General features: G+C 41.9%; 7 protein-coding genes. All 7 read right to left on the bottom strand.

The window, feature by feature from the left end; all coding sequences use genetic code 11:
* Positions 1 to 57 precede the first annotated feature (57 nt).
* The gene (locus ACED53_RS22250; protein WP_017098526.1) at positions 58 to 456 is read right to left on the bottom strand and encodes a hypothetical protein; all 399 of its coding nucleotides are present in this window, start codon (positions 454 to 456) and stop codon (positions 58 to 60) included.
* A gap of 435 nt (positions 457 to 891) precedes the next feature.
* Complete coding sequence (gene cas6f / locus ACED53_RS22245; protein WP_029225561.1) at positions 892 to 1,497, bottom strand: type I-F CRISPR-associated endoribonuclease Cas6/Csy4; 606 nt, start codon at positions 1,495 to 1,497, stop codon at positions 892 to 894.
* Between the two features lie 8 nt (positions 1,498 to 1,505).
* Positions 1,506 to 2,537: a type I-F CRISPR-associated protein Csy3 gene (csy3, locus tag ACED53_RS22240; RefSeq protein WP_017101567.1), complete on the bottom strand. Its 1,032-nt coding sequence runs from the start codon at positions 2,535 to 2,537 to the stop codon at positions 1,506 to 1,508.
* Positions 2,538 to 2,543: 6 nt separating this feature from the next.
* Positions 2,544 to 4,631, bottom strand: coding sequence for a type I-F CRISPR-associated protein Csy2 (locus ACED53_RS22235; RefSeq protein ID WP_017101566.1), 2,088 nt, complete (start codon positions 4,629 to 4,631; stop codon positions 2,544 to 2,546).
* 2 nt (positions 4,632 to 4,633) lie between these two features.
* Positions 4,634 to 5,845: a TniQ family protein gene (locus tag ACED53_RS22230; RefSeq protein WP_017101565.1), complete on the bottom strand. Its 1,212-nt coding sequence runs from the start codon at positions 5,843 to 5,845 to the stop codon at positions 4,634 to 4,636.
* Between the two features lie 199 nt (positions 5,846 to 6,044).
* Positions 6,045 to 7,514, bottom strand: coding sequence for a M48 family metallopeptidase (locus ACED53_RS22225; RefSeq protein WP_133153719.1), 1,470 nt, complete (start codon positions 7,512 to 7,514; stop codon positions 6,045 to 6,047).
* Positions 7,515 to 7,639: 125 nt separating this feature from the next.
* The coding region (locus ACED53_RS22220; protein WP_371715307.1) for an IS3 family transposase at positions 7,640 to 8,361 on the bottom strand (722 nt) is incomplete at its 5' end.

Below are 8,361 nucleotides of genomic sequence, written 5' to 3'. Positions count from 1 at the left end.
ACAACCATTATGATGATACTGGTTAATGTCATATTGTTGTCGACCCATTCATCAAGCTTATTCATTCGAAGTTCCTCTTTCTTTGCTAATCATGTCAAAACCATGTTCAATACCATGAGTTACTTCACGTAAGAGTGTCTTATTTGGTGAATTCAAATTAGCTATAACCCGACCAATTTCATTGCCCAAATCACAAAGCTCAATATCACCATCAGGAAGGCGATCAAGTGCTAACTTGAGGTTTGAAAGAAAAATATCTGGGTTCACCAAACCTGAACTAAGCTCATCGAAAACCTCATTTCGGTTAGCCATTAAATCATCTGTAATCCGCTCTACCTCGTCGGCGAAAGGCACCCAATCAGGCTTTGTTTCAGTCCTGGTGAGTAAATCACTGTGGGCATTATAAGGAGTAATCCCTTCTAACAGCTCTTTTTCGGTCAGCTTTTTCTTGCTCATCTCATACAACCTAGCAGGAATTTTAGAAAAGTTGCAGTATAGCAAAATCAGCTAGACTACCGTTAGAGTGAATGCGCTGAAACAAACTTCGCGGCATTTCCATGTTAGAAAATGGGACGAATAAAACCGGTTGTAAACAAACAAAAACCACCAAGCTTAAACTTGATGGTTTTTATTCTAACTGCTTGTTCAGCAGGCAGGTTGCTTTCTTCCTGGCCTATTCTTAGCTGCCTATTCGGCAGGACACTGAGCCGATCACCAACCTCCCCATTTATTACTTTTCTTAGCTGCCTATACGGCAGGTCACTGTTAACTATAGTCACTAAACCGTTAATGCCACTGGTTTTACATCACAAAATCCCAAAGTACCCTTTTTCTTCTTACTTCTGTAAGTCCTTGTTTTTAAATCTCTAAAAAAGAGCTTTAGAAAAAGGGTCAAACACGTAACTCAGGTACCGTGCCTTTTCTTTCTTGATTAGTGGCTAAACCATAGCTGTTAAAGTTTGCTGCTACGCGCTCACTAACAAGCTCCTTTTGTACAAACAGAATATAATCTTCCCCTGATGAGCCACTAGAGATTGGTATTCGATGAAAACTATCGATGACCCGCTCTTCATTCGTGACTGGTAATGATGATTCAACACCAGATAGTTCGGCTCTCACCATGCTACGTTTGATTCGGCGTTTCTTGGAACCCAAAAAGTTTTTCCCGATCGTTTGGTTACGGGTAAACCTCACCTCTTCCGCAGTATCAGGTACCTCACAAACGCTAGAGATCTCAAATAAACCTTCATTTACCATCAAAGAAAAATAGGGCTGAAAAGAGAGCCCAATCATCATATCTTTATCTTCAGCAACAAAGACAATGGTTTCGCCAACTGTAGATTCATTCCAATCAGGGAAGCTCACACCAATCCTATTCATCGCTTGTCGGTTATTCACCATAAACAAGTGCATTTGGGATATACACCGTCCTGCCAATAATTCATGGTCGGCTTGAACAGGGGTAAAACGTATAAAGAAATAATAACGCTTCGTCATAGTCATCCTTACTTCGCTTTGGAACAATTGAAGAGGCCGCCTTTGATCAAGACAGACATGATAAAGTGCACATCATTTGGGATGACTTGAGAAGCGGTCATTGTCTCAATCCAATTCTCTGTATTTCTGACTAATTGGTAAAAGTCATTTCCATGGGACACATGTCGCCTTGCTATAACGTATTCTCGGTCTGCCCCGTATTCATTCACTCTTAATGGCTTATCTGCATCTTCATGCCACCAATCGTCAATCGATTGCAACGCTGCACCAACTTTTTGACCATGAAATGCAACGGTTTCTTTTCCGTCCAATAGTTCGACAGTAGCTAACTGCTTAGTAGGAACACCATCTTCTCGGCTATCTAAAAACTCTTGGCTTGGGAAAACCTCATCTCCCCAACCAACTCCAATTTTAGCTTTGACATCCATATAGAAATATTCGGTAGGATCGGAAAGGGCTCTCATCAAATAGGCTGTGAGCTTTTCTAGGCATTCTGCTGAAGCTTCATCCCAATGACCATACCAAGAAAGCCTTGTTGCGTTTTCTACAATCAAGGTTTGTGAATCACTGGTGGTCACTTCTATCGACAGCTTTCGACACTCTCTGTTGCGCCAAAGCCAACTGCCAAGCAGGATATTCTTGGCGTACCGATGAGCTAACTCATGATATCCGTTAAGCTCTTTATAAGTTTTAGCCAGTAACGAGAGTTTAGAGCGGATTTCATCATCACTACAGATATCTGGGGTTAGAGAATTGGCTCGAATTCGAAGGGGGAATGCACAGTAGATATCATCTACCCCAGGTTTGACATAACACTCTTCGATGAACTGAGGATTGGAGTGAGCTAAATCTTGTGGAGCAACATTCTTTTTTACAAACTTGCTCCCTTTATATGCTTCTGCATAACCACCTTTCGGTGCACGCAACCTAGCCCGATCAATTTCAAGGGGACACATCTCACCACTTTTAGATAGATAGTAGAAATATGCTTTGCCAGCAGAGAGTGATCGAACGTAATTCAGCTGAGTGCAAAGTTCCATAAGCAATTAATCCCTATAGTTTTTTATAAGAATAGTTTCGCTACTGCATTCTATCGACCAAAAGGCATGATTTAAAAAGTGATCTCTTCCACTAAAACGTACTTCTATGGGGCTAACTCGCTGAGCAAGTCCTATCGCATTCTCTGCATAAGCGTGACAACTGGTGATTGAGTTGCCCCGTTTAGTTGGACGCTCTAACAAATGGTAGCCGATGGAAACTGGTAAGTTATCAGCGTCTTTAGTGATTAAACGTTCTAGCTCATCAAAATCATTCGGCTGTTTTTCACTTGGATATAACCATCGCCCGTATGCTGGTAACCCTTTTAAGACATGGAAAAGCTCACTCCTGCTGGTAAATGTCTTAAGCCACTCAACCTGCGTCGATAGCTGTGGTTGGTATAATGCCCCTCCGGCGAAAGCAACGGGAAGTGCCGTTTTAAGCGCGGACTTAAAATCTGAAATTCGGCTGTCACTATGGACTCTGATAACTAGGTCTATTTCTAGGTCTGCCAATCGTTCACTACGAATAGTTGGTCGCTTCGCGTTAGAAACCGTTCGTGCTTTGGCGACTGAGTTGGGTTCGGTAAGCTTCGCTGTCGGTTGAATATTTTCACTTCGAACATAAAAAGAGAAACTCGAAAACTCAAACGGGGAATCACAATTAACTAGCTTATTAAACTCTCTTTGGTAATGGTGCATGAACCCCCAAATAGCCGTCAAAGAAGGAGCACCACACAGGTATGGGCTACTCATTGCGACCGCATCTTGCACTCTCATTGATGACAAATAGATATACTGCTCACCCGTTACCTTACCTTCATTGCCAGTTGGTTTACTAAGTTGTTCGAGGACCCATACGATTTGGGCTTTGGCGACCTGCATAAGCTTAGGATGATAGGCAAACTTCGCCGCATACTTGTTATTCTGAAACGTGAGATGCAAGAGACGGTTAAATTCACTAGCTAAAGAGCCTAGATCCGATTCTGGTAGCGCCAAAAAGGCTTGAGCTAAAGTGTCATCATGTTCCAATTGCTGTTGATTAGGGTCAGCATCAACAATATCTCTTAACTCAATTAGTGGAAGCATCCACAAGGCTATCTGCTTTCGCAATATCTTACTTCTAACCTTACGAGCGCTCTCTCTTTGCTTCTGTGTTTTTGAAGGTTCTGACCCAATTAAGTGGTTTAACACCTGACAAATTTTAGCGTTAGTTACCTGATAGTCATCAAAGTAGTGGCCACTCTTTTTGCGACTTTCAGTTAACGTCCCACCCTGCGCTGGTTTGACGTCTAGCGGGTAGTTTAGGACTTTCATATGCCCACCTAAACTGCCACACAGATTCCCGATACTTGCCGAGTTTGGCAGCGATGAAGACACAAAGCTGAGCTTACTTTCTCGACTTCGCGATCTCACTTCTAACTCTCTTTGGATGGCATGACTGACCACTGGGGTCACCGAAACATAATCATCCCCCCATGGAAACCGCAGTTGCTTGCTGTAAGTACTGACACTGTCAGGAAAACTATTTTCAGGAAGTTGTTCTTCAATTGTATGTTTTAAGCGAGCAAGTGAATTAGCACCTAAACCAAATTCTTTGAGCAGCTCAACCCAAACGGGGGTTTCTTGCTGAACAAGTGAAAGAAGACTCACTGACTGTGATTGCCAGCTGAAAGGATTCAATAACCACAATGTATGGCGATACACCGCGGAGTTATGTCCCCACCCCAAGCTTTGCTCTAATACTGAGCTTGAGATAAACGCCTCGGTTGTAGCAAGAGGTTGTGCAATTATCCGCTGATCTTTAACTCGGCAGTCTGGAAACTTGAGATTATGAGTGTGGAACCATTTGATTTCATCAAGGGACGCCTTTAGGTTCTCAGCCGCTTTTAAATGCCTTTTAGCTCGGGCAACATCCAACCAATCCAAGCACCTATCTGATTGATGGCTTGAACTGAGATTGAGCAAGATCGTCAACGCTTCTTTTTCACACCCTTCAACACAGACATCTTCCGTATAGGGCATGAACATCTTCTTTAGCGTAATCTGCTTTACTGCTTCGTCTTCGATTGCCAATAAGTCACTTAATTTCGTCATAATTACCACTCAGGTAGATACACGCTTAAACCATCACTTTCAGAGCTCATTCGAGTCAGCTTTGTTTCGATGACACTTCTTAAAGTAAACGCCGATTCATGACTCGCTATCTTTGTATGCATTCGCGGCCTGATCGCGGCTTTAATCTCACCAAACTCATACAGCCGATACACTTCATCCGTTGTGCAAGAGAGCAATGTAGAAGCTTCTAGAGGGCTGAGCAGTACATCACCGATATTTCCTTTCGCGCTTGAAGGTACTGTTGCCATCAGCTGTGTAAAGTACGCTAACACCTGAGTAAGCACGATATTGTGACTCAACTGCCGACTGGGTAACTGACGGCAATCTTTAAGCAGAGCCCCAAAAGCTTCATTGAAAAACATCTTCTTCCAATCTTTTACTCGAACGAGCTCTGCCTTCTCTTTCAAAGCATCGAGGTCTTGCCACAATGCCGTTGGCCAAGAGCCACAATATTCAATGAATGACTCAAAACGGAGGTCATCGATATCGCCATAACGATTTACATACCAAAGAAAAAAACCATAACGCTCAGATAACGTCATTTCTGCTTTCAATAATCCCAAGGGTTTTGAATCACTTCCTGACAACCATTGAGCGACCAACACCTCAGCCTCTGGAGCACCCTCTACTGGCGAGTTTCGGAGTTCATACCCACATTCACACTGGCCAATACTCTCGGTACTTTGGTATTCAAGCCTCGAACTACACTCAGGGCAGTGATGAATCAGTTTACAGCCATGATGTTCACAAGCTTGGTGAGAGATAAATTGCCACTGCTGGCGAATGTAGGGAGCTTCACCAATACACAGAGGGCAAATAGGCGTGAAGCGTTTGCGAAGAAAAGCATAAGGGTAGTCAACACCAAATCTATGAACAGCTTTGTATTGCGGAGAGAATTGAGCTTTTGAATGTGATAACGCTAGACGCAGTACACCAAAGTTGTTGAGCTTTAATTGGTTCTCAAGGTGGATAAGCACTCGCACCCGCATTTGGCTTGTGGTTTGAGCGTGGTAGATATTGACTCGTTCGAGCTCTAAGGGGAAAGCACCGGCAATCGCCTCATGCTGATCCATGGTGTCGAACCAGATATCTTCGGCGAAATGAGAAAATCGCTCGTAGCCTTGTTCATGCGATAAGCGCAACAAGAAGCTTTCGAGCGATTCGTTAGGGTAAAGTTGAATGTCCGTTTTCACATGCCACCACTAAAACTTAGAATATCTAAGTTTTAGTGTTACTGCCATTTAGATTAAATCAAATTCAATGAGCGTAAGTTGTGACATAAAGAGAAACTTTAGTGCAGTAACCCAAACATAAGTCTCATTGTGACTCTTTACGATACACAAAAAACCATTTTTATTTGAGCATATCAACCAATAGAGCTTGAGCGTTCTATCAATTCACTTTACGTTGTAAAAACAGTCGTCTGAGAACAAGTTGGTGATACTTTCTTATCTCTTTTAAATTTTTAGCATCGTATCCTGTTTTGTTGCCAGAGACTCGCTCTGCGAGCTTGAGCTTAGAAAGAGCATCATCTAAAATTGCTATGCTGGCCGTATGATTCCCCGCGTAATGGTATCTAGCAATTGCTTTTCTCAATAAACAAAAAGACTTTGTTCGCCCTTCTTTTTCCGCAAGATCTATATAAACATCACCGTTAGCCAAATCATCAGAATAGTAGTACGACAGAGCAACCAAAACTAATGCATCTACATTATGGGCGTTTAGTTCCACGGCTTTTTTTGCATGAACTAAAGCGTTATTTGGATCTGATTTTTTGTTCAAATACAACCAAGCAAACCTGTCATGTAATGCTGAGTTACATGGATCATCAATTACAGCAAGCTTATATAGCTCAATAGCCTCATCATACCTTTCTTTATCAACTTCTACTTTTGCTGCTTTAGCATATTCATTCCTAAATGCATCAAAAACCCGGTCTTCAATGTACTCTAGCTCTACTCTTTCACGCTCAGTAGCATATGTATCAACCTTAATAGAATTCTCTTTGATACTCTCCTGATAAAGCTCACTTTCTTCTTTCAATTTTTTTTCAAAAAATCGCCTAGCAAGATCTACCAACTCAATAGCGTACTTGTTCCCATAATCGGTAAACATTGCAAAATGTGTTTCTTGCAGACTACTTTGAAACTCGCTGTGCTGAAGTTCAACAATCTGACATGCTTTACCGATACTTATATCTGTAAGAGGCTTAGTCAAAGAGACGATTATGTAAAACGCCTGCTTTTGCTCTTCTTCTAACCTTTCCCATGCATCCTCATATAAGAATTCTAACAAATCATCATCTGTCTTTTGATACAAGTTATCTATTGCAGCATCAATAGATAAGCCAGATCTCGAGACATAAACAACTAAAGCTTCAATAAGAATTGGCTTGTACATGAGCTTTTTAGCTACTTTCTTTAGCTTAGGCTTCCCCGCCTTATTAATTGCTTCAGCGCCATGATCTTTAGCAAGGTTCTTCAACAATTTAACACAGTCATCATCATCTAAAGCACTCACTAAAATTGGTGTCGCCTCGATATTTTCTTGTCGACGGGATGTAATAATTACCCTACCAACTTTTTTTCCTATTAGCTTCAGAAAGCTCGCTAGCTCTGACGTTTCTTGATTACTTTTGGCTAGGGTCTCTGAATTATCAATAATAAGAAGCACATCATTTCTACCGTACTTACGATTAGACAGTTCACCTGATACTTTATCGATCAGTGCTCTTCCTGAAACTTCAAACCATTTCTTATCTAAAACAGGATAAAAGCAAAGCATCAGCTCTCGTAAACACTCATCCATAATGGGAGGACGAGTAGAGGTATACTCTAACCCATCCGCTGTCCAAAGAGTCATCTTAGCTGTATAGAAACAAATAAGTGAGGGATTAAACCATGAGTAAGATAACTCTCCATCTAAAAGCCGATTTAAATACTCTAACAATAGAGTAGTGATCTGCTCCAGTCAGACTGGACACTTAGCTAAGCGACATTTCGCTTTTCAAAGTTCATTGGGCTTAGGTACCCAAGAGCACTGTGCCTTCTCGTTCGATTATAATCAACTTCTATGTACTCGAAGATCGTTTGGCGTATCTGCTCTCTCGTCATAATTGGCTCATATTGAATTGCTTCAACTTTCAGTGAATGGAAGAAGCTCTCAACACATGCGTTATCCCAACAGTTCCCTTTTCTACTCATACTTTGTTTTAAATTATAAGTGCTTATGAGGTCTCGATAGTCTTTCGAACAGTACTGACTACCTCGATCGCTATGAGTTATGACATGCTCAGGGAACCCTCGACGGAATAAAGCCATCGACAAAGCATCACAGACCAGTGAGGCCGTCATTCTCGTATCCATAGACCAACCAATAACTTGCCTTGAATAAAGGTCAATAATGACAGCTAAGTACAGCCAGCCTTCGCTTGTGGCAACATAAGTGATGTCTCCTGCCCATTTTTGATTCGGAGCCGTTGCGTTAAAATCTTGAGCGAGCAAGTTCGGAGCAACGGGCATTTTATGCTTACTGTCCGTTGTACACTTAAACTTGCGAGCTGCTTTCGCTACTAAATCCTGACGTTTCATACTGGCGGCAATGGTCTTAACATTATGGTTATCACCGCTCTCTGCCAGTTCTTTCTGAATACGCCTTGAGCCATCTCGCTCTTTGCTAACGTCAAAGGCTTCTTTTACCTTGGTATCAA

It is taken from the genome of Vibrio sp. 1F169 (genome assembly GCF_041439605.1).
Lineage (GTDB): Bacteria > Pseudomonadota > Gammaproteobacteria > Enterobacterales > Vibrionaceae > Vibrio > Vibrio tasmaniensis_A.
This window is presented reverse-complemented; position numbering and strand designations above follow the sequence as displayed.

Excerpts from the sequence above, each read along its gene's own strand:
- ACED53_RS22250 (WP_017098526.1), bottom strand. The coding sequence starts at position 456 with ATGAGCAAGAAAAAGCTGACCGAAAAAGAGCTGTTAGAAGGGATTACT.
- cas6f (WP_029225561.1), bottom strand. The coding sequence starts at position 1,497 with ATGACGAAGCGTTATTATTTCTTTATACGTTTTACCCCTGTTCAAGCC.
- csy3 (WP_017101567.1), bottom strand. The coding sequence starts at position 2,537 with ATGGAACTTTGCACTCAGCTGAATTACGTTCGATCACTCTCTGCTGGC.
- ACED53_RS22235 (WP_017101566.1), bottom strand. The coding sequence starts at position 4,631 with ATGACGAAATTAAGTGACTTATTGGCAATCGAAGACGAAGCAGTAAAG.
- ACED53_RS22225 (WP_133153719.1), bottom strand. The coding sequence starts at position 7,514 with ATGACTCTTTGGACAGCGGATGGGTTAGAGTATACCTCTACTCGTCCT.